The following is a 21,924-nucleotide window of genomic DNA, read 5'->3' as shown; positions in this document are numbered from 1 at the left end:
CTTTATTTTTTAATTTTAACTTTTTGACCATCCTTGACGCTTCTTGCGCCTTCTTTGATAATATGGTCTCCGTCGTTCAATCCTGTTAAGACCTCTATAGCTGCACCTTGGGTTTTACCTGTGGTGATTATGGTTCTTTTTACGACCGATTCTCCATCTGCATTTGGTTCATCTGCAACAAATACATACTGTTCCCCTTCTGCATTTTCAGAGATTATACTTGTTGGTATCAAAATTGCATCTTCGCTGGTGTAATCATTAATGTTCACTTTTGCGGAAAGATTAGGTTTAATTTTACCTTCTTTGTTCGGTACCGGTATTTCAGCTTCAAAAGAACGGTTAGACGGATTGATGAAATTACCCGTTTCCCTGATCTTAGTAACAACGCTATCACCTAGTATAGGAAAATAGACCAAAGCTTCCTTTCCTTTTGTAACATTGCCTAAATAAGCTTCTGGTACTTCTACTTCAATATACATATCAGACAAGTTAACTATGCGAAATACCTCAGATCCCTGTCCTGGTGCAACCACAGTACCTTGGTCTTTAATTACATTGTCTATGATTCCTGAAAATGGAGCTCTGATCGTAGACTTGCCTAACTGGCTTTGCGCTTGTGATACCATGTTTTCGGCCGCTTCATAATTCGTTTTTGCCTGTAGGTACTGAATTTCCGATCCAATATTCTGATTCCAAAGACGTTCTTGACGTTCAAAAGTAGTTTTGGCTAAAGATGCCTGTGTTTTTAATTGGTTTAATTGACTTGACATTCCGCCATCATCTATGGTTGCAAGAACTTGTCCCTTGCTTACACGGTCCCCTTCTTTAACGTATACCCTTTGTAAGGTACCTGCCATTTCTGGGTAGATCAGTACATTCTGTTTGGTACTTACATCTCCTTGCAATTCCAGATAGTGATTAAATATTTCCTTTTTGGCTGTTAATGTATTTACTAAAGGTAACTTCTCTTCATTGCCCAAAATGGCAATTGCAGAGTCCAAAGATTTTAGTTGGGCATCTATCAGTTTTTGCTGGGTAGTTATTTCATTTTTTTTGGCTCTTATGGCCTCAAGGTTTTGTCCCGAAATAATTTCAGCTACCGATTGATCTTCACCACCACATGAGTAAAGGCCTATGACGGCTATTAATAAAATAGGTAATTTCTTCATGATCGTTTTTTTTATGATTGATTATTTAGGATTTTGTATTTAGTATAATTTCTAGATCCGTTTTTTTATTGATAACCTCAACCATTGACTGTAAAAACTCTTGTTGAGTGGTATATAGTTGGGTTTGTGCTTGGCGCAACTCAAAACTGGTAGCCAATCCTTCTTTGTATTTAATTTGATTTTTGTTTTCTATACGCTCAGAAAGTAACAGGTTTTGTTTTGCCGTTTCATAATTGTTAATGGCCAACGTATAGTCGTTCTTGGCGTTCTCTAACTGCAATCTAATCTGTTGTTCTGCTTCCGTTAATTGTGTTTTTGCCTTTTCTAACGCAATTTTTGCACGTTGTGTACTGGCACTACGCTTTAAAGAACTGAATATTGGTATGTTTAGATCAAAGCCCAATATGGAAGAATCAAACCACTCTGGGTCTCCACTAAAGAAATCAAAACTTTCTGAATAGGAAGAACTACCGTAGTTTACAAAAGCGTTTAAAGTGGGTAGGGCTCTACTTCTAGACAATTTCCATTCGTAATAACGTTGCTCGTTTAAGTTTTCGGCAAGTTTATAATCTACATTGTCGCTGATATTAAAAGCTGTACTTAGTATGCTAAGATCCATTTTAGAAACGGTAAGGTCTTCTAGTTTTTCTTGTAGTTGCGTTGGTGCATTTAAGTCTAAACCTAAACTAACATTGAGCATTTGTAAGGTAATCTCTTTTAGTCTAAGTGCATTTTGTAATTGGTTTTCTACAGAAGAAAGTGTTATTTGAAGTTGGTCTACACTTTCTTCATCTCCTAACCCGTTTTCGTACAATTTGGTTGTTTCATAAAGGTTTTTTTCAAGGTTCGCCTTATTCTTTTCTAAAATCTTTACCGATTCTTCTGCCAATAAAACGTTGCCGTAGGCTTCAACTACTTGTTTTCTAACATCTAGATCTGTTTTTTCTTTATTATTGGCACTATAGCTCAAAAAGGCTTTTGTTGCCTGAACACCAACAATGTATGACCCATCAAAAATTTGTTGGGTTAAGGTTGCCGTAGCGGTCAAAGATTGGGGTTGGGAAAATACTACCGGAATAAACTCACCTGCCGCACCCCCAACAAGCTCTGCTGGCAAAAGGGTAACGGGTTGTTTTAACTGGTTTTGATACCCAACTGATCCGTTTATTTGAGGTAAGCCACCCGCAATAGTTTCCCATTTTTGCTTTTGAGCATCTATGATGTCCCTATTGGCGTTTATAGCGGCGTAGTTGTTTTCTAAAGCAAATTGAATTGCCTCATCTAAGGTAAAAGAATACGTCTGTTCTTGTGATAGACCTAAGTTTAGACTTAGAACAGTGATTAAGATTACTAATTGATTTCGCATTTATTCTTGATTTGAATTGATGATGTTATTTAATATGGTTTTCCCTTTAGGAGTAACTATACCTCGTATATGATATTCCAAAAATGAATCCATAAGTTCAGATATAGGAAAAAGGTCTAAAGGAAAAATATTCTGATCTTTAATGGTGTTCATTCCGCTAAAATATATTCGGGCTACAAATTCAGGATTTACATTATCTCTAAAAAGCCCTTGAGCTAACCCTCTTTCTACATTTAAAAGCACACACTTATGCATTTTTTCAAATTGCATAAGTTTTAGCGATTTATGGATTTTAGGGTAGTATTTCATTAATTGGTATTGAGGAGAGCTTTTTTCGTTGTTCAAATGGGACATTACAAATCTTTTGATCTCATATAATTCTTCAATAGCATTCTTTTCCATAGCTATTATTAGATCTATACCCTCACTTAAAACACAAAACTTAGCCATAACGCAATCTTCAACAAGCGAAGTCTTATTTTCATATTCGCTGTAGATCGTTTTTTTGGACATGCCTATTTCATTGGCAATATCATCCATTGTTATACTTTTAAAACCGCGTTCCAAGAATAGCTGTGATGCCGTATTCCGTATTTTTTCTTTCATAACGAATGCAAATATACATCAGGAAACTTTAGAAACTGTAAAAGTTTCCAAAGTTTTACAATTTGTTAATGTCGTTTAGAAACTTCATCCGTTGTTTATAGATTCATTACGTGCCACGTATTCTTTATAAGCTTGTTCGCCTTCATTCTTCCAGAATTCATCATAGTGTTTCCACTTGGAAAAATCTGTTCTCATAGGTTTGCATGGATCAAATTTTGAAAATCTCTTGTGTTTATCCTTTTTCTTTTTTTTGCTGTTAGGACCATCACCACCACCAAAACCAAAGATTATTTTAGATAATAGTAGTATGCCAAGAGCTTTCCAGTAGTCTATTTGAGGTAATCCAAAAATATCTGGCATAAGCCAATTCCATAAACGCATAACAATGTAGCCTACTAAAAAGACTATAATGATCCCTAGTAAAATATACATGAGAATTTTGAACGCTTTATAAACATAATATTGAGCTGATTTTTCCATGGTTTTTTCCAAATTAGATTTCATAATGCTATTTTTTAATTTTCTATTTTTTTAAGAAGTATTGAAAGTGCCCTATGTCTTCTGGACATTAGTGTGCCTTGAGGTATACCGGTTTCCATTGAAATTTCTTTGTAGCTGTAATTTTCAAAATCAACTGCAACTATGATATCCCTATAGACAGGCTTTAATTCCTCTATGGCAATCTTTAGTTTTTCTTGTATTAGTGCAGGGTATTCATTTGAAGATTGATCATAGAACAAATAGGTAAAATCTGTCCAGAGTTGTTCTAGTTGCTCTTGGTCATCAAACCGTGTTCTTTTGGTACGTAATATATCTGTAATCTTATTTTTGACGGCATTATACACATAACCACCAATGTTATGTATTGGTAAGGCGTCTATAGGTCTAGAGAAAATACGTAAAGCAACATCTTGTATAATATCTTCGGCATCACTTTCTGATGTTTGTTTAATTTTAGATTGAATGTAGCGCTTGATCGAGCTATATTCTTCTTCAAAAAAACTATTCAGGTTTGTGTTATCTTTTTGGTCAGATGCCATCCAAGAGCTTTTTCAATTGGTCTTCACTTATAAAGACGCAGAATTTGAAACCTATTGCATTTTTAAGGAATTTTTTTAAAAATTAATTTTGTAAAATGTGTAAAGATAATATAATCAGCTGTTTAACTTCTCTTGTTGCGGTATAGATATAGGACTGTAATTATTAAAAATAGAGCACCAATGAAGTACCAAAAATTGAATAAGGGCTTTTTGGGTTGGGCTGTTTCTACAATTTCTAATAATTGATTGGCTTTAATATTGGTAATAATTTGATTGTTGCCACCAGACCAGTTTACTATGACGGAATCTATTTTGGTAGTTGTACCCAGGCCAACATGTGCAATGACCGAGTTTTGAGAAATATGACTAGACCCACCACCATCTATTTCCCTAATGAATTTTTTACCGTTCGCAATTACCGTTACCCTAGAACCAATACCATTGCTTTCTGCTTGTACGCCCTTTAAAGCTATTTTTAACCAATTTCCTCTTGCAATGTCGTTTCTAAATAAGCGGGTGGTTGACGCAATAGGATAGTTTAGAATAGGTTTTTGATTTACGACCAGTAAATCCATGTCTCCATCATTGTCCATATCAAAAATTACCGAACCTCTACCAATACCATAATCGTTAATAGCAAGTTCACGTCCCTTTTCGGTATACGTATTGGCATTGTTCTCAAAATAGAAATTGCCCATTGGGGTGCAGTTGGGGTTTAAATCGCCATTGGAAACAAAAAGGTCTAAATCTTCATCATGATCAAAATCGGCAAAATTGGCGCCCCAGCTTATGGCTAAATTGTAGGTGCCCAATTCTTTAGCCTTATCTACAAACGGATTACCATTGCCTTGGTTTTCCATAAGCATATTGAATTTAATGTTGGTAACATAATAGTCCATCCATCCATCCCCATTGTAATCACCAACAGCCGCTCCCATAGCGTTGATCTTTAAATCCATTTTGGTTTGCTGGCTTACGTCCTCAAAGCGATCATTAGGATATTCATTTTGGTACAGGAAGTTGGGCACTGCTTTGTAACCAAAATCTTGGTTCACCAATAAGTCTTGGTCTTGATCATTGTCGAAGTCGGTGAAAACACCACCAAACCCAAAACCTTTATGACCTAAGCCATAGTCATCATACACATTTTTAAAGCTTTTACCTTCATTGTTTTTTAGTAAATAACTTCTTGCGGTTTGGTTTGCACTAACTATAGTTGCGTCTTTTATAATACCTAGTTTTCCGGTAAATTCTTGGAAGTAATTGCCAACAAAAAGATCTGGGTATCCGTCGGCATCTATGTCTCCAAAACTTGGACCTGTACTAAAAGAGTTGAATTCTTCTAAACCATATGCTTTTGTAACGTCGGTAAACGTGGCATTTCCATTATTTAGAAACAATAGATTTTTTGCCCTAGGTATTACATTTTTACCATCGGTAGTTGTGATTGTTGTAATGAACAAATCTCTAAACCCATCTTTATTGATGTCTGCACTGACCACACCTTGGGTAACATACTCATTGGTAACCTCTAGACCAGAGCCTTTAAAAACGTCTTCAAACGTACCATTTCCTTTATTTAGATATAATCTGTCCGCTTGTATACCGCTAGTGATATAAAGATCTTCAAAGCCATCGTTATTAAAGTCGAAAACGGTTACACCGCCACCAAATGTTCCTTCATATACTTCGTATTGGTGTTCAATACCTGCATGCTCTGTAACATCAACAAAAGTTTCTTGTGCGTTAATTAGGCATCCGCAGAAAAAAAGTACTGCCAAAAAATATGTGTGCGTTATAGTGGTGTTATTTTTCATTTGTATTCTTCCATTGAAGGGTGTAAACATTTTTTGCGATTTCCACTCCTTTTTCTAATCCTACCTCGTTGTCAAGTTGAGTATGTATACCGCCGTAAAATCTAGAATCAGCAGTTTCTTGTGCAGCTTCCCAAAAGGTGTCAAAAGAACGAACGACAAAATCGGTTTCTTTTAACTCATCTCGTTCTCTTCCTTCGTGTGCCCTATCGGTAAAAGTGAATTCCTTGCCAAAATTATGTTCTAATATAGTTGCGGCAGCGGCGGCTTGTATTGCATGTCCAGATGGAAATGAAGGAAATGGCGGGTCTGGCCAAAAAGATTCCCATTCTTCATCAATGTACTTTGGGATAAAGGTATTAGGTCTTTCCGTAAAGAAAAGATATTTCCATTTCCAACAATTAATAAAAGCGTCTGCCACCGCCATGCCTACTTGGGCATACACTTGGGTGCTTTCTATAAGTGAAAGGTCATGCCCATCTACTGCCAACGTAGCAAAATAGTACGAGTGACCAGGCGGTGTAAAGCTAACATCAGGGTCATCTCCCCACCAAATGGCAGCTTCCTTTTCTAATTGGGTCAATTCTAAATCTTTTAGATAAACATTTTCAAATTGTTGGTAGTAGGCAGACCCTGGAAGTGTGTCATAAGGTATCATTTGTGGATCCTCAATTGTTTTATTGATAGGAGCAAAGGTTCTATTTTCGCCCCAATGTGGGTGTAATGGATGATGGCTAAAAGACTGTGCGAACAATGGTGGTTTCCATGCTCCCGGTCTGTCTGGATGAACCATAGATTTGTCAAAATTGTATAAGTATCCTCTATGACCTCCATCTGTTTTACTCCATTCAAAAATTACTTTTGCAACAGATTTACCATATTCTATAGAGCGCTTCACCGTTTCTGGAGCAACACTTGTTTTAAATTGATTGTAAACAACCTGTTCAAGGGAATCTATTTTTTGGATATTTTCATCTGATGTTTGAACATAAATATTCTTCAATATTTCTGACTGACCTGCATTAAGAGATAGTATCCAATTATATTCTTTGTCCGTATCTATTGTTGGTAACATGGTTAGACCAGTAACCTGATTGTTCATTGTACTATATTCTTTATAACCTGGTACTATAGATTCATACATGGTTAAACCGGTGTAACCAAATGCTCTTGAGGCAAATGTAGGGGAGTTAGATGGGGTATATTGTGTAATGTACAAAGTCATGTTGGCCCATTCCGTAGCAACATCTTTTTCACTCATATTTGGTTGTTCTTCTGTAGAACAAGCTGTAATCATTAAAAGTAGTGATAGTAAGAGCGTACTGCCAAGTATGTTTTTATTATAAATGGTCATTGTTATTTATAAAGCTATTTTGTTAGTTGATATGTTTGTATTGACTTGCCGTAGTTGGTAAGTATTAGTTTATCGTCAATGATAATACCTCTGGTATTACTTCCTTTTATGGATAGACCAGATTTAGATTGGGAAATGTACTTATAATTGGCATTTTCATCACCTAAAAGTAATGTACCATAGTTGGCATCGAATTTACCTATACGTAACTTATAATAATCATTGTTGCCAAGAAGTAGCAGGTCTAAATTACCATCTTGATTAAAATCTTCCGCAATAATTTCTGAAACCGGGGAAAATTGAGCTTGTAATGGCAATTGAACTTTTGTATACTTTTTATCTGTTGTGCTTAAAAATAGGGATGTTTCTTGGTGTGTTGCAGTTAATTTTTTCACCTTTTTCAATTCAGTATCATTAAAAATGTCTGTTATCTGCGCATCAGCGTATTTTTCATAACTGTTAAATTTCTGTCTTTTGCTCGATAGTTGTCCTAACAGTTCATCTCTGGTAACATATGGATAACTATTACCGTCAATGTAAAAATTTAGAATGGGATCAATAGAACCGTTATTATCAAAATCGGAATAATACAATTCAGCCGGAGTGTCTTTGTCTATTGTGAATTGTGTATTGGTACCAATATTTCCTGCAATAATATCTTGTTTGCCGTCTTTATTTAAATCTTCAACAAGAACGCTGCTCCAGAACCCATTTAAATCACTTTCAAAAAACTGGTCTGTTCCATTGATCAATTTGCCATTTTTAGTCAAGAAAATAGTTATGGGCATCCATTCACCAACTATAATTAAATCTTCTATAGTGTCACCATCCATGTCTGCCCAAGTGGCATCGGTAACCATACCAGGATATTGTAAGTTGGGTTGAATTTCATTGGTCTTGTCTACATAACTTCCTTTACCGTCATTGATAAGAATATAACTTCTTGGTATTTCAGGAAAGCGACCAGGAACATTATAACCACCGATAAATATATCTAAGTGCGAATCATTGTTTATATCTGAAAATGAAATCGATCCGGTGCTTATGGTCATTTGTGGTAATGAATTATGAGCCTTTTTAAAATTCCCTTTCCCATTGCCCAAATAGAGCCTGTCCTGTAATAGAGGATCATTAGCGGTTAGGTTATGATATCCGCCACTCGCCATATAAATATCTAGATGACCATCATTATTAACATCAAGTACTGCAATATCAGTATCAAAATGAGCCTTGTCTAGGTCAAAATCTGCGTTTGGTTTTTGATTGAAATTTTTATTGTTAGTTTGAAGATATATGGCGGTAGGTTGATCAACGCCGCCACCAATGACAATATCTTCTAACCCATCATTGTTTAAATCTGCTTTAGCAATAGGAGGACTACTATGAGATAATTGTTTTATTAAGAGCGACTGTCGTTTAAAATCATTTACAGAAGATGGTTTGTGCTCAAAATTAACGGAATTGCGTACAGTTGAAAACAACGTTTTACTTTTCTTTTGAGCCAATTCCAAGGTTTGGGCATTGGATTCATTCAGCTCAATTGTTCTATTCGCTGAAAGTGCTTCAATAGTCTCCGTTTTTCCAGAGTTCCAAGTTACTTTTAAAGAATCTACGGTAGTTATGTCGCCTAATCCAAAATGTAAAATCGATGATACGGTCGAAAGATATCCCCTGGTTGGCATTTGCTCAAGTACTTGGGTTTTTCCTTTGGCGTAGATACTGATTTTTGATCCAATACCATGTGTGTTTTTTTGGTTTCCTTTTAACTGAATGTTTAAGAAATTGCCATTGCCTTTTTGGGTGTCATTCCTATAAATAAATGCCGGTTTGTTAATGTTATTAATAACGAGGTCTAGATCACCATCATTATCTAAATCAGTATATATGGCACCATTGCTGTTGGCAGGTTGGGCTATACCTGCTTCTTGAGATTGATCATTGAAGTGGACGCCATCTTTATTGGTATAATAGAAATTGGTCAGGTTAGATGCTGGCATTTCTTTTATAAGTTCTAAAACATCTTGCCGTTGTAGTCTGCCTTTAGATTGTACGAAACTGTCCATGTAATTGATGAAATCCAAATTGGTGTAATCCCTAAAATATCCGTTGGTAATGAATAGATCTTTAAAACCATCATTGTCAAAATCAGCAAAAAGTGGAGCCCAGCTCCAATCTGTATTTGAGATACCGGCTAGTTGACCTACTTCACTAAATGAATTGTCGCCATTGTTCAACTGAAGCATATTGCGCATATATTGATGATGAAAACCACTTCTAATATTTAGATCAAACTTTTCATAATTATCTGGCGATAAAAGTAATTTTTGGCGCTTATTATCTTTAGGCAACATGTCTAAAGTGAAAATATCCTGCAAGCCATCATTATTGATATCGGCTACATTATTGCCCATAGAAAAATGACTTGTATGTCCCATTTGATCACCTAGTTGGTCTGTAAATGTGCCATTTTTATTATTAATATAGAGATAATCTGGTACAGTATAATCATTAGAAACATAGAAGTCTTGCCAACCGTCATTGTTAATGTCACTAATACCTATACCTAATCCATAGGTTAATGCAGAACCACTAATACCTGCTTTTTGGGTTATATCATAAAATTTCTCATTTTTTTGCTCAAACAACCTAATACCTTGATAAGGGTCATCTTTTTTTAAAAACTGTTTAGTGCTTACTTCATTTAAAACAGGTAAAGATTTTGGATTGTGGTTTAGTAAAAGCATATCTAGATCACCGTCTTTATCATAGTCAAAGAAATATCCTTGATTGCTAAAAGCAGCGCTGGCCAAACCATATTCTTCCGCTTGTTCTTTGAAAATTGGTACGTTGTTGGCATCATTCCCTTGATTGATGAAAAGTTGATTTTTACGCTTTGCATCTGGTAAGGCCCCTGAATAACATAGATACAGATCTAATTTACCATCTCCGTTTACATCTGCAGAGGTTATGCCTGTTTTCCAAGGTCCAGGTCTACCGGCGACTTTAGAAATTGTAGTAACATCTTTAAATGTGAAATTGCCTTCATTTAAATAGAATTTATTTTCACCCATGTTAGAAGTGAAATATAAGTCTTGAAGACCATCGTTATTAAAATCCCCTGTAGCTACACCACCGCCGTTATAGAGGTATTCGTAAACCAATACGTTGGCATTTAACCCTTCCTTTAAGGTGTTTTGAAAAGTTACTTTCGTTTCATGTTCGGATAAAAGAGTGAATAGGGTTGGTTCTTCAATCTTGTTAATTATTGAAGAGGTTTCATCTTTTTTAACTTTCTCTGTACAGCTTTGATGTAATAAGAAAATTATAAGAATATAGAAGATTAGATTTTTTGTCATTTGTTTAAAAGTAAAAGATCTATTCCAAAAAGGAATAGATCTTTAATTTAACTCAATTTAAACTAAACTAATAACCTGGATTCTGAATCAAAAGGTTATTTCTATTGATTTCATCTCTACTTATAGGCATGAAATACATTTTATCGTCCCAAGTTCTGGTTTCATTATCATTATTGTCTACAACGGTATAGGTGTAATCATATACAGATGTGTCATACTGATAAGGAGTTCTTGGTGTTGCACCAGCTTTAAGGGTAGCTGTTACTTTCATAACCTTAATGCCCCTGCCCAAAGTTTGATCAGCGATCATCCATCTTCGTGCATCATGGTATCTGTGTTCTTCATATGCCAATTCAACTCTTCTTTCATTGATGTAATCCTCTAAAAGCTCAGTTCCAGATGAGGTAAGTGCCGGCATACCTGCTCTAAAGCGAATCTTGTTCAGCCAGTTTCTCGCTTCGCCTTCATCACCAAGTGCAATAGAAGCTTCTACATAGTTCAATATTATTTCGGTATATCTAATAAATGGCCATGGTACTACTTGGGCACTAGATTGATTGTCCACTAAAGATGGGTCTGGATCAATGAACTTTCGTACATAATAACCGGTTCTACTTCCGTTCCAGTTTTCAATTGGTGAATCTCTCATATCAACACCAGGTATTATTCCTCCGCTACCATCTGCATATGTACCTGTCTGTATTTCATCATAAGGATCTATTGAGGCAACATCATCTGGTCTTGGTTTCCATGCTGCTCCATCATAAAGAATAGTTGCGGCCATTCTTGGGTCTCTATTCTCATATGGTGCAGCCGCGTGTTCTTCATTGCTCCAGTCGAAATCAGAACCGTCCATCATTTGATAGTCGTCTACCAATTGTTGAATAGGTGTGTTACCTGCCCAGTTATGATATCCGTTAGGTCCATTGTTGATCCCTTGGTGAATTCCACCTAAAGGCCAATTACTTTCTTGTGTAAATAGAGGCGAATGTGTTCTTTCAAATAATAGTTCTGATCTTGCAGCAGCATCACCAACGGCACTTCCACCTCCCATAGCAATAGAGATGTATGTTTCAGTCGCTTCTTCTGCACTTGCAGGTTCGGTTAAATCTAACTTGTAACCAGTGGTCGCATCTAAAACGGCCTTGGCAGCGGTCTTTGCAGCGTTCCATCTTGCATCTCTGTCCCCAGAAGTATATGCAACCAGTTCTAAATTTGAATATCCACCTAATGTTGCCGACTTAGCGCTCGCTGTAGGTCCGTCGCGCAAATCACTGGCGGCATATGTCAATACACGAGATTTTAACCCCATAGCACTTAACATAGATGCTCTACCTGGTGTAACCTCTTTGCCTTCCAGTAATGAAATGGCTTTGTCAAGGTCACTGGTTACAAAATCTACATTTTCAGCATAAGTACCTCTAGCTATAGAGTAGTCATCATCTAAGCCGTAAGGGGCATCAATTAATGGTGCGCCACCGTAATAGCGCATTAATTGATGGTAATAATACGCTCTTAGAAAATGTGCTTCACCCGTTAACCTGTCTTTCAATGTTTGATCATCAAAAGTTGAATTTGGTAATTCTTGTAAAGCTATATTCGCTTTTCGTATTGCTAAATATAATTCGTTCCATTGTGGAATGATATTCACGTTACCCGTACCCGACGGGGAAAGTGAACCTTCTGTAATAACGTTTACTCCTCTACCAGAGTGTGTAAACATTGCTTCGTCCGTTAATGAAGCCAAACCTTCTTCTTCAAACCCTCCATAGCCAAGGGATGCATAGACGTTGAATACGAATGCTTGTGCCAACGCACCGTCTGCCCAAGTGGCATCTGCCGAGATTGAATCTAATGGCTGCGTTTCTAAAAAATCTTCATTACACGAAATAGGTACTAACGCTAAAGTCAGTAGGCCTAAGAGTACTAATTTTCCTTTTTTCATGATTTTTTTTTAAAATGTTAAACTAAAACCTGTGTTAATAATAGTCTGTTGTGGATAAAACTGACCGTCATTACTTGTCGATTCAGGATCATATATATCTTGAGCCGCCCATGTAGCCAAGTTTAGACCACTCATATATATTTTAAATTTAGATAGACCAAATTGCTCAATCAATTCTGAAGGAAAGTTGTATGCCAATTGAACATTTTTAAGTCTTAGGTAATCTTTACTAAATAAGTTGTAGGTATTATTGCCATAATCACCACCTGTATAGTAGGTGTCTCCACGACTGGCAAGTCTTGGATGAACGCTACTTGGGTTGTCTGGACTCCATCTGTTGTCAAAGCTGTACTTTAAAAAGTTACCTATGTCACCAGATTCTGTTTGGATAAATAATTTAGCCCCTGTAGCTCCTTGTAATAATACAGAAAGATCAAAGTTCTTGTATGAAGCGTTAAACGTAACACCAAAGTTAAAGTTAGGGTTGATGCTATTTTTTAACCTTACTTGATCTAAGTCGTTAATGGCACCATCTCCGTTGATATCTTTAAATTTCATATCACCTGGCTCTAATGTTGGCTTAACAGCACTATAATCTAGTGGATTGGAATCAATGGCAGCTTGGTCAATAAATACACCATCAGACTCGTATACTAAATATGAGCCAATAGGCTTTCCTTCTTGTAATTGGTAACTTGGAGCACCAGGAATTTCATCTAGGAACTCAACTGTATTTTGTGCGTAACCTCCGTTTACACCAACATCCCATTTAAAACCATCAAAGCTACCACCAAAATAGTTCAACGCAAATTCAAAACCTTCGTTATTTACTTTACCTGCATTTACAGGAGGTAAAAGGTCTGAAATACCAGAAGAACCTGGGGTAGAACCTGTTTTTTGAATTAGAATTTGATCACGTTTGTTCAAGAAATATTCAAGGGTGAAACTCATTTTTCCGTCCAATACAATACCGTCTAAACCAATATTATAATTCTTAGCTCGTTCCCATGTAAAGCTAGGATTAGCCAAGAGGTTTTCAAATAAAGTCGTTTGTACTTGACCATTTATTGGGTATTGACCAAATTCGTAAATAGATTGGTAAGCATATTCTTGTAATTCATCATCGGTTATTTCACCGTCACCGTTGGTGTCAAATGAAACTTGATCATTACCCATTTCACCGTAAGAACCCCTTAACTTTAAGTAGCTAATAGAGTCAACGTTGAACCAATCTTCATTATTAATGTTCCAACCAACTAACAATCCTGGGAAGAACCCAAAACGATCATTACCTGGGAAAATATATGAACCATCATATCTCCAGATGAACTCGGCTAAGTATTTTTCTTTAAAGTTATACTGGGCACGGCCATAGTAACCTAAACGTGTTCTGTTGTAACCGAAACCATCCGTTTCTTGTGCAATTTCACCACCTACTCCTAACTGGTCAACAGCGGTAGAAAGGTAGTTTCTTCTAAATGCTGAGAAAAATTCACCTTGAAAATTCTCACGGGTAACACCGGCCAATAAGTTAATGGTGTGGTCATCACCAATTGTATTGTCATAACTTAATAAACCGGTTAGGTTAGTGTTTAGTACATTATTAGATGATTGTAATAATCTTGCATCTGTAAAGTTGGAACGTATAGATCCGCTTAGTTCCGGTACACCGGTAGCAATATAGTTTGCACGGTCAAGAGAATAAAGAGTCCATGGTGTTTGCCATAGTTTTCTACGTAACTGGCTTTGGTCAACACCTGCCAATAATGTCAGTTTAAGACCTTCTACCCATGGGTTGGTAATATCCAAAGAACCTGTAAATTGTAGGTAATCTGTTGGTTGTTTGTCATACCCTGTAGCATTCGTTGTAACTACCACCGGTTGTTGACCATTTTCAATATCAGGTCCTGGTAATCCATTTGGCCATATTGCAGGTTCATTTGGTCTACCTCTCATCAACATTCTAAAGATAGCACCTGCACCTTCAGTAGGGAAGGTTCTATCTTCCTTTCTATATCCCATACTTAGTTTAGTAGACAGGTATTCATTAATTCTAGCATCGGTATTGATTCTAAAATTATACTGTTGGTATCTGTTGGCCGAGTTTTTATATATAGCGCCTTGATCTGCATAACCTACAGATGCGTAATATTTTAGATCTTCACTACCACCGCTTATGGATAGGTTGTGTCTTTGTTGTTCCGCCCAATCTTGAAAAGTGGCACCAAACCAATCCGTATCAGGATATAACCATGGATCAGCATTGGTTCTATGATTATTGATTGTTTCTGGACTAAATGCAGCGTTTACGGTTTCTGCAGGATCACTACCTGGTATAGTATAACTACCTGAGGTTTGAAAAGCGGTATTTGCAGCTCCCCATTGTGATGAAGGAATATTACTGTTATAAATCGCCAATTCATTCATTATAGTTTGATACTCTACCGCACTTGCCATTTCTGGTACTCTTGTAGGTCTGGTTATACCAAAATCAGCCTTATAATTTATTTGCATTTTGCCGGCTTTACCGGTTTTGGTAGTAACGATTATTGCTCCGTTGGCCGCTCTAGCTCCATAAATTGCAGCTGATGCATCTTTAAGTACAGAGATATTGGCAATATCATCTGGGTTAATACGACCTATACCACCATCTCTATCTGGAATACCATCAATAACGATCAAAGGTTGGTTGTTTCCTAATGTATTGGTTCCACGAATACTTATGTTCGATTCGTCATTACCAGGCTCCCCACTGGTCTGTACGATTACTACCCCGGGCAATCTACCTGCCAAGGAATTCGATACACTTATGGCCGGTGAACTTTCTAGTACCGGACCCTGTACTGCGGTTACCGCACCTGTTACGGTCGCTTTTTTCTGAGTACCGTAACCAACGACAACAACTTCGTCTAGGTTGGCAACGTCCTCTTCTAAAGATACATTGATGGTACTTTGATTGTTTACCGGTACCACTACAGCCTTAAAACCAATGTAGCTGAATCGTAAACTGGTACTACCATCATCTACGGTAATTGTAAAGTTACCGTCAAAATCCGCTTGTACTCCTGTTGTAGGGTTGTTGGCATCAATGACCGAAACACCTGGCAACGGCATGTTGTCTGAAGCTGAAGTAACAGTTCCAGAAACGGTTGTCTGTGCGTGGAGACCCATAAAGAGAAATCCACTAAAAAATAAAATCATCGTTAAGCTTACATGATTCCGAATCATGGAAAACTTAGAAAAGTCTGTTTGATAATTCATAAAGTTAGTTCTTACAGTTGTTAGTTAATTATGTTGACGTAGGCGTTATAGTCTCTTTAGGGAGCGTTTTTGAGATGAAGAGACTATGATACACTATGCTACTGTGAACAAATATAAAATAAAATGTTAATTTAATAAATATTAACATGTTATTTTTTAGAATTTCCATTTAGATCTTAAAATATTATCAAATACATATTATTTGTCATTTTATCTAAAAAATCTGTATTTGCGTGTTTGTAGCCTTTTTCGGCATATAAACCTTTTTTTTACATGCTAATTTGTTGTGTTAGGTACACTATAATTCAGGAGCTATTTTTTGATATCTTTTTTTAAATTGTATATTGACGCCTGCAAATTTCATTTATAATTTATGCCGGTTATTAGTAAAATTCTAAACCTCACCCACAATAATAACCTTACAAAACATGAACAATTGGTTCAAGGCGTAATTGAATCTATTGAAGATGGGCAATTGACTATTGGTGATCAGTTACCCTCTATAAACACTATGGTTGAGGAAATAGGCTATGCAAGAAAAACTATTTTTAAGGCATATGAGGAGCTTAAGAATAGAGGCTTAATAGAGTCTAGGCAATTAAAGGGTTATTTTGTGATTAGCCAAGCTACCAATATTACCAAAAGAATGGCTTTGCTACTATTTGCTTTTCAGAGTTATCAAGAAGAATTTTATAAAACCTTTCGTAAAGAAATGGGAAGAAGGTTTCAAATAGATGTTTTTTTCCATCATAATAACCTCACTGTTTTTAAGACCATAATTTCTAATATCAATGGTAAATATGGCATGTATGTTATTGCTCCAATACAAAATGAAAAGGTTGCAACATTATTAAAGAATATTGAGCCCAAAAAATTATTGTTGGTAGATAGGTATTTAAATTTGGGACCAGGGTATTCTTATATCTCCCAAGAATTTGAAGAGGTCATTTATACGTCTTTGGTTAGGTTGCTGCCAGAAATAAAAAAGTATAATAAGATTATTTTGTACTTCAACGAAGAGAGCGATTTTTCTCCTATAGCTATAAAAAACGCGTTTCAAAAATTCATAGATGAGTTTGAGGTCAATGGTTCTGTCAAGAATAATTATACTATTGGGTCTGCTAAAAAAGGCAATTTATATTTTGCGTTAGGAGATACCATACTTTGGCAAATTCTAAGAGATTCGGTTAGAAATAAATATAAAATTGGGGAGGATATCGGTATTCTGTCCCAAAACGATAATGTTTCAAAAGAAATTGTGTTTGGTGGAATTACTACTATTTCCACCGATTTTAACGAAATGGCAAAAAGAGCGGCATTGCATTTAAAAGGTGATACAGTTACAAAATTAATTATGCCCTCTAGACTGATCAAGAGGTCTTCTTTATAATTAGTAAGTAGCGTAAAAGTTCATCTTTGACAGCTTTTTTAAATTAGGGATTCATCTGTAAAGTTTTATTTCTTCTCACTTAAAAAGGGGGCTTATTCAGCCATTTTTGTTCTATTTTTGTGCAAAATTGCAAAGAATGCATACTATTAGTGAATATCGAGATGAGTTTATTGCGTATTTAGACTCTATGAAGATTACAAAAGAGCCTAGAAACCTGTATGAGCCTATCACATATATTCTGGGTTTAGGCGGCAAAAGGTTAAGACCGGTATTGGTTTTAATGACTGCTGAAATTTTTAATACCGATTTTAGAAAAGCTTTAGATGCTGCCGTTGCTGTTGAGGTCTTTCATAACTTCTCTTTGGTTCATGATGATATTATGGACGATGCCCCGGTACGTAGGGGTAAAACTACGGTACATGAAAAATGGGATATTAATACGGGTATTCTGTCTGGTGATGCCATGTTGATAATGGCCTATCAACTTTTTGAAAATTATGAGCCTAATGTTTTTAGAGATTTGGCCAAGCTGTTCAGTAAAACGGCACTTGAAGTTTGCGAAGGTCAACAATACGATGTAGATTTTGAAACTAGGGATGATGTGATGTTGCCCGAGTATCTTAAAATGATAGAATACAAAACTGCCGTCTTAGTTGCAGCTGCCTTAAAAATGGGCGCTATAGTTGCAGGTGCACCAGATGAAGCACAGCAACAGATGTACAATTTTGGACTAAACCTTGGTATAGCTTTTCAATTACAAGATGATTATTTAGATGTTTTTGGTGATCCTAAAACCTTTGGTAAGCAGGTTGGTGGTGATATTATTGAAAACAAAAAGACCTACCTATATCTTAAAGCTTTAAACTCTGGATCAGAAGTAATCGCTAAAGAATTAGAGCATTTATATTCTATTCACCCAAAAGAGGCCGAAGCTAAAATTAACGCTGTGCGTTCTATATTTGAAAAGACAAAAGCGGATCAAGCTACTAAAACTGCCATTGCAGATTACACGGCTAAAGCTTTTGAAGTTCTTGATGATATGGATATTGATCCTGAAAATAAAGAACTGCTAAGACAGTTTGGGGAAAACTTAATGAATAGAACGGTTTAGAAAATTCGTTTTATTAATGCTTTGATAAACGGTTGTTTAGGGCAAGAGTTGATATATTCCAAATCTTCTATGAGACTTGTTTTTTCATCTAAAAACTTAAAAACTTTTTGTGGTGGTAATGCTTTAAAGATAGATTCGAATATTACATGGCCATTGGCATTGTCATTGTGAAGTACATCTAAAAAGAGCATGTCATAAAACCAAAATTTGCCTTTCAATTTTAATTTTTTCAGAGGTTTCCCCTCTTTAATGAACGCTATCAATTTTGGTACTTTGTTTGCCGTACTCATAAAAGTATAACCTGTGCTGGGTTTGGCCCAACCCCCTGCGGTACCTATATAGCGTATTCTGTTGGTATGGTGTTCCCTAAAGTCATACGCTGTCATAGGTATACTGCCAAATTCTCTTTCTATAATCTCATATTCCTGGCATTGAAACCGTTGTAAAATATAGTCCTCTATAGCTTCTTCATACTCAGGTGTTGGCAATAGCTTTTCTGAAAACAAAGTGTATTCTATTAATGCGGTATCATTGGAATAGGGCAGTACATACATAAATCTTGTATTGCCTTTTTGAGGTATGGAAAAATCCATATATGTGACTTCCTCGGTATTGAAAATAGGTTTGTTGACCTTTATTACCCAGCCTATAAAATGCTGCTGTAATACGGGATATTTTGTTTGCTGGGTAGCCATTTTATAATCAAAAAGGCTATTGAATATATATTTGCCGGTATAGGTTTTGTTTACTGCTTTAACCGCAACAAGGTCTTCAGTTTCGGAGATACCCACCACAGTGTCTTGCACAAATGTTATATTGCTAGTTGCCTTTACCTTTTTCAGGTAATGATCATAGAAGTCGATACCTCTTATCATTTTATAAGAATATGGGTCGATCTTGGTTCTTTTGGCAACATCTTCTCCTTGAAAATGAATGGAATTCCACTTCTTATGGATAATCTCTTCAAATTGACCGTTACCTTTTTCCCAAAAACACCACGTTCTGTCGTTGCTATTTTTTGGTGCTTTGTCAAGTAGTAAAATCTTTTTTTGATCAAAAAACGAATCGTTGGCCATAGCATCTGCCAGCAATAGACCAGATGCGCCTGCGCCAATGATAATGTAATCGAATTCGTTCATGAATTTTTCAGATTGTTCTCAGCTTCTTTAAGGTCTAGCACTTCAAAAGTACAAAATAGCATGTGTCTTTAATACTTAATTCAATGTATATCGTAGTCCAATAAAAGAACGGATTCCTTGATTTGGTCCATAGACGTAAGATGGGTCAAATGTTAATGCATTCGGGTTATTTGGTGTGGCAACCGCATTGCCATTTGCATCAAAGGTAACTTCTTTGTCAAAAGGATCGTTGGCACGGGCAATAATAAAGGGGTTTCCTCGGTTGGGTGTCCAGTCCAGCAAATTTTTAACTCCTCCGTAAATTTCAAAATTCTTTATCCCATCATAAGATAGTTGTATATTTTGAATACTCCACGCGGGTGAAAAATCTCGCCTGGGATCACTTTCCCCTAATGTTGGTAATCGCATAGGGCCATATAAATTACCCGTATAATCTATCTTTAAATTCCATGGCCTAATTTGGTATCCAATACTCCAATTGGCGGAATAGCTTTCTGTTAAAATTTGACGTTGCGTAACCCCATTTTCAGTATTGCTCACGTTCTGTAATGTTCCTCCGATCATAAATTGTAAACCATTGTACATGGTTATATCTATGTTTGCACTTATTCCCTTTGAAATTGATTTTCCATCTAAATTGTCATATATAATTTGGTTGGGGTTGGTGTCGTAATCAGGGATTATAACATTTTGGAAATAGGTGTAAAATACTGAAGCATCTAAACTTACAAACGTACCATTATCACCGTAAATTTTCTTCAGAAAGTTAAGATTTACATTAAATGATTCTTCCGGTTCCAGTTCTTCTGCAATAATGACATCTCTAGAACCTGTAAGTGCTGCATGATCTTCTGTGAATAGATTTACCACTCTAAAACCGGTACCCGCATTTAAGCGAATAATGTCATTTTCGGTAAACTTAAAGCGATAGGCCGCTCTTGGCGTAAAGATATTGCCGTGGCGGTTATCATAATCATATCTGCCCCCTAGGAGAAGGGAATGTTTTTTGTTGAACGCTATCTCATCCTGTAAAAAAACACTCGGTATAATTACTTCATCGGGTTCATTACCATTCGTGTTCGCGGTAGCTGGCGTATTGTCGTCATAATAATTATAACGTAATGCAGTACCTGCTAAAAGGCTATGTTTTCCTATGTTTTTATCCCATGTTAACTGGGTAAAACCAATACGTTGATCTGCCAAATAAGGAACATCGCCATAAACGGAATTTTGTTTGTGGTCATTATAGGAAAAGGAAAGCATCATTTGCTCTTCTACCGGCAACTGGTACTTGCCTAAAACTTCCCATCTACGGGTGTAAATACTTTCCCCATAAATTTCATCACCGCCTCTAAATTCTGGAGTCCATTGCAGTTCACCTCCCCATCTATCTTCATAAAAAAACCTTCCTGCCAAAGAAAGGATTCTGGAGTCTTTTCTTTCAAAATTCCATTTTTGAAAAACAGATATGCGATCTTGTAATGTAAGATCGGTAAAATTATCTCCATTATTATCAATAGGGTTATCGTACTTAAAATAATTGGCACCTAAGAGAACATTGGCTTTTTTGCCAACATTAAACTTAGTGCCTATGTCTAAATTAAATTCTCCCCAACCGGTTACAAAACTATCCGCAAAAAAATCTGGGGCAGATAAGTTGTTCTTTGTAATAATATTAATGAGTCCGCCAACGGCTTCACTTCCATATAATGTAGAAGCTGGGCCTTTAACCACTTCAACTTGTTCTATAAGTGAATTGGGAATTCCTGAGAGTCCGTATACAGTTCCCAAACCACTAACTATGGGCATGCCATCTATTAAGACTAGGGTGTACGGACCTTCTAGTCCATTAATATGAATATCACCTGTATTACAAACATTACAGTTTATTTGTGGTCTTACTCCGTTTACATTCTGTAATGCTTCAAAAATACTTGGTGTTGGGTTCTTTTTAAAAAAGGTAGGTGTATATACTTCTACCGGTACTGGACTTTCTAACCTACTAACAGGTTTTAGAGTGCCTGTAACTACCATTTCATCAAGAGACTCGGTTGATGGTCTTAGGTCAATATTTACAATTTGGTCTTCATCTTCGGAAACGGAGATCGCTTTACGAAATTGTTCAAAACCTATATTGGAAGCAATGATAATGTAATCGCCAGAAGGAATATTTTTAAGTAAGTATTGACCGTTTTCGTCTGACGCAGCGCCAATTTGAGTGCCTTTCAAATAAATATTTACATAGGCTTCAGGAAATCCCTTTGAAGATATGGTTCCAGATATGGTAGTTTTTTGAGCATTTACAGTTGTAAAAGCTAAAATAGAGCAAGCGAAAAATAATATTTTGAACATCTAAAATTAAATTTAGGCAAA

At 36.2% G+C, this 21,924-nt stretch carries 14 protein-coding genes; 2 read left to right on the top strand and 12 right to left on the bottom strand.

What is annotated here, in order from left to right; all coding sequences use genetic code 11:
- Window positions 1–2: 2 nt before the first annotated feature.
- From I600_RS09850 to I600_RS09805, 10 genes are all read right to left on the bottom strand, one after another.
- Window positions 3–1,169 carry an efflux RND transporter periplasmic adaptor subunit gene (locus I600_RS09850; protein WP_058104374.1) on the bottom strand — a complete coding sequence of 389 codons (1,167 nt, stop codon included), beginning with the start codon at window positions 1,167–1,169 and terminating at the stop codon, window positions 3–5.
- Window positions 1,170–1,194: 25 nt separating this feature from the next.
- Window positions 1,195–2,535 (bottom strand): TolC family protein, encoded by a 1,341-nt coding sequence (locus I600_RS09845; protein WP_058104373.1) that lies wholly within the window; start codon window positions 2,533–2,535, stop codon window positions 1,195–1,197.
- On the bottom strand, window positions 2,536–3,141 hold the full coding sequence (locus I600_RS09840; protein WP_058104372.1) for a TetR/AcrR family transcriptional regulator: 606 nt from the start codon (window positions 3,139–3,141) through the stop codon (window positions 2,536–2,538).
- A gap of 84 nt (window positions 3,142–3,225) precedes the next feature.
- Window positions 3,226–3,645: a hypothetical protein gene (locus I600_RS09835; RefSeq protein WP_058104371.1), complete on the bottom strand. Its 420-nt coding sequence runs from the start codon at window positions 3,643–3,645 to the stop codon at window positions 3,226–3,228.
- An 11-nt stretch (window positions 3,646–3,656) separates the two neighbouring features.
- Window positions 3,657–4,181, bottom strand: a complete 525-nt coding sequence (locus I600_RS09830) for an RNA polymerase sigma factor (protein WP_058104370.1) — start codon at window positions 4,179–4,181, stop codon at window positions 3,657–3,659.
- Between the two features lie 122 nt (window positions 4,182–4,303).
- Window positions 4,304–6,028 (bottom strand): CRTAC1 family protein, encoded by a 1,725-nt coding sequence (locus I600_RS09825; protein ID WP_245188875.1) that lies wholly within the window; start codon window positions 6,026–6,028, stop codon window positions 4,304–4,306.
- Window positions 5,988–7,349, bottom strand: a complete 1,362-nt coding sequence (locus I600_RS09820) for a phosphatase PAP2 family protein (protein ID WP_082642951.1) — start codon at window positions 7,347–7,349, stop codon at window positions 5,988–5,990. The genes I600_RS09825 and I600_RS09820 overlap by 41 nt, the downstream gene beginning before the upstream one ends.
- Window positions 7,350–7,363: 14 nt before the next feature.
- A complete protein-coding gene (locus I600_RS09815) occupies window positions 7,364–10,705 on the bottom strand; it encodes a VCBS repeat-containing protein (RefSeq protein ID WP_058104368.1) in 3,342 nt (1,113 codons plus the stop codon).
- 67 nt (window positions 10,706–10,772) lie between these two features.
- Complete coding sequence (locus tag I600_RS09810; protein ID WP_058104367.1) at window positions 10,773–12,650, bottom strand: RagB/SusD family nutrient uptake outer membrane protein; 1,878 nt, start codon at window positions 12,648–12,650, stop codon at window positions 10,773–10,775.
- 9 nt (window positions 12,651–12,659) lie between these two features.
- Window positions 12,660–15,851 (bottom strand): SusC/RagA family TonB-linked outer membrane protein, encoded by a 3,192-nt coding sequence (locus I600_RS09805; protein ID WP_245188874.1) that lies wholly within the window; start codon window positions 15,849–15,851, stop codon window positions 12,660–12,662.
- 433 nt (window positions 15,852–16,284) lie between these two features.
- On the opposite strand from I600_RS09805, the gene I600_RS09800 reads away from it, so the two are divergent.
- Entirely contained in the window at window positions 16,285–17,301 is a 1,017-nt protein-coding gene (locus I600_RS09800) for a GntR family transcriptional regulator (RefSeq protein WP_058104365.1), read from the top strand.
- A gap of 136 nt (window positions 17,302–17,437) precedes the next feature.
- Complete coding sequence (locus I600_RS09795; protein WP_058104364.1) at window positions 17,438–18,412, top strand: polyprenyl synthetase family protein; 975 nt, start codon at window positions 17,438–17,440, stop codon at window positions 18,410–18,412.
- Here I600_RS09795 and I600_RS09790 read toward each other — a convergent pair.
- Together I600_RS09790 and I600_RS09785 are read right to left on the bottom strand one after the other, a co-directional pair.
- Entirely contained in the window at window positions 18,409–19,551 is a 1,143-nt protein-coding gene (locus tag I600_RS09790; RefSeq protein WP_058104363.1) for a lycopene cyclase family protein, read from the bottom strand. The two genes, I600_RS09795 and I600_RS09790, sit on opposite strands and share 4 nt — an antisense overlap.
- A gap of 75 nt (window positions 19,552–19,626) precedes the next feature.
- Entirely contained in the window at window positions 19,627–21,903 is a 2,277-nt protein-coding gene (locus I600_RS09785) for a TonB-dependent receptor (RefSeq protein ID WP_058104362.1), read from the bottom strand.
- Window positions 21,904–21,924: the final 21 nt, after the last annotated feature.

This window comes from Maribacter dokdonensis DSW-8, from assembly GCF_001447995.1.
Classification (GTDB): Bacteria; Bacteroidota; Bacteroidia; order Flavobacteriales; family Flavobacteriaceae; genus Maribacter; species Maribacter dokdonensis.
The sequence above is the reverse complement of the archived record's forward strand: the minus strand, read 5'-3'. Positions and strand labels throughout refer to the sequence as shown.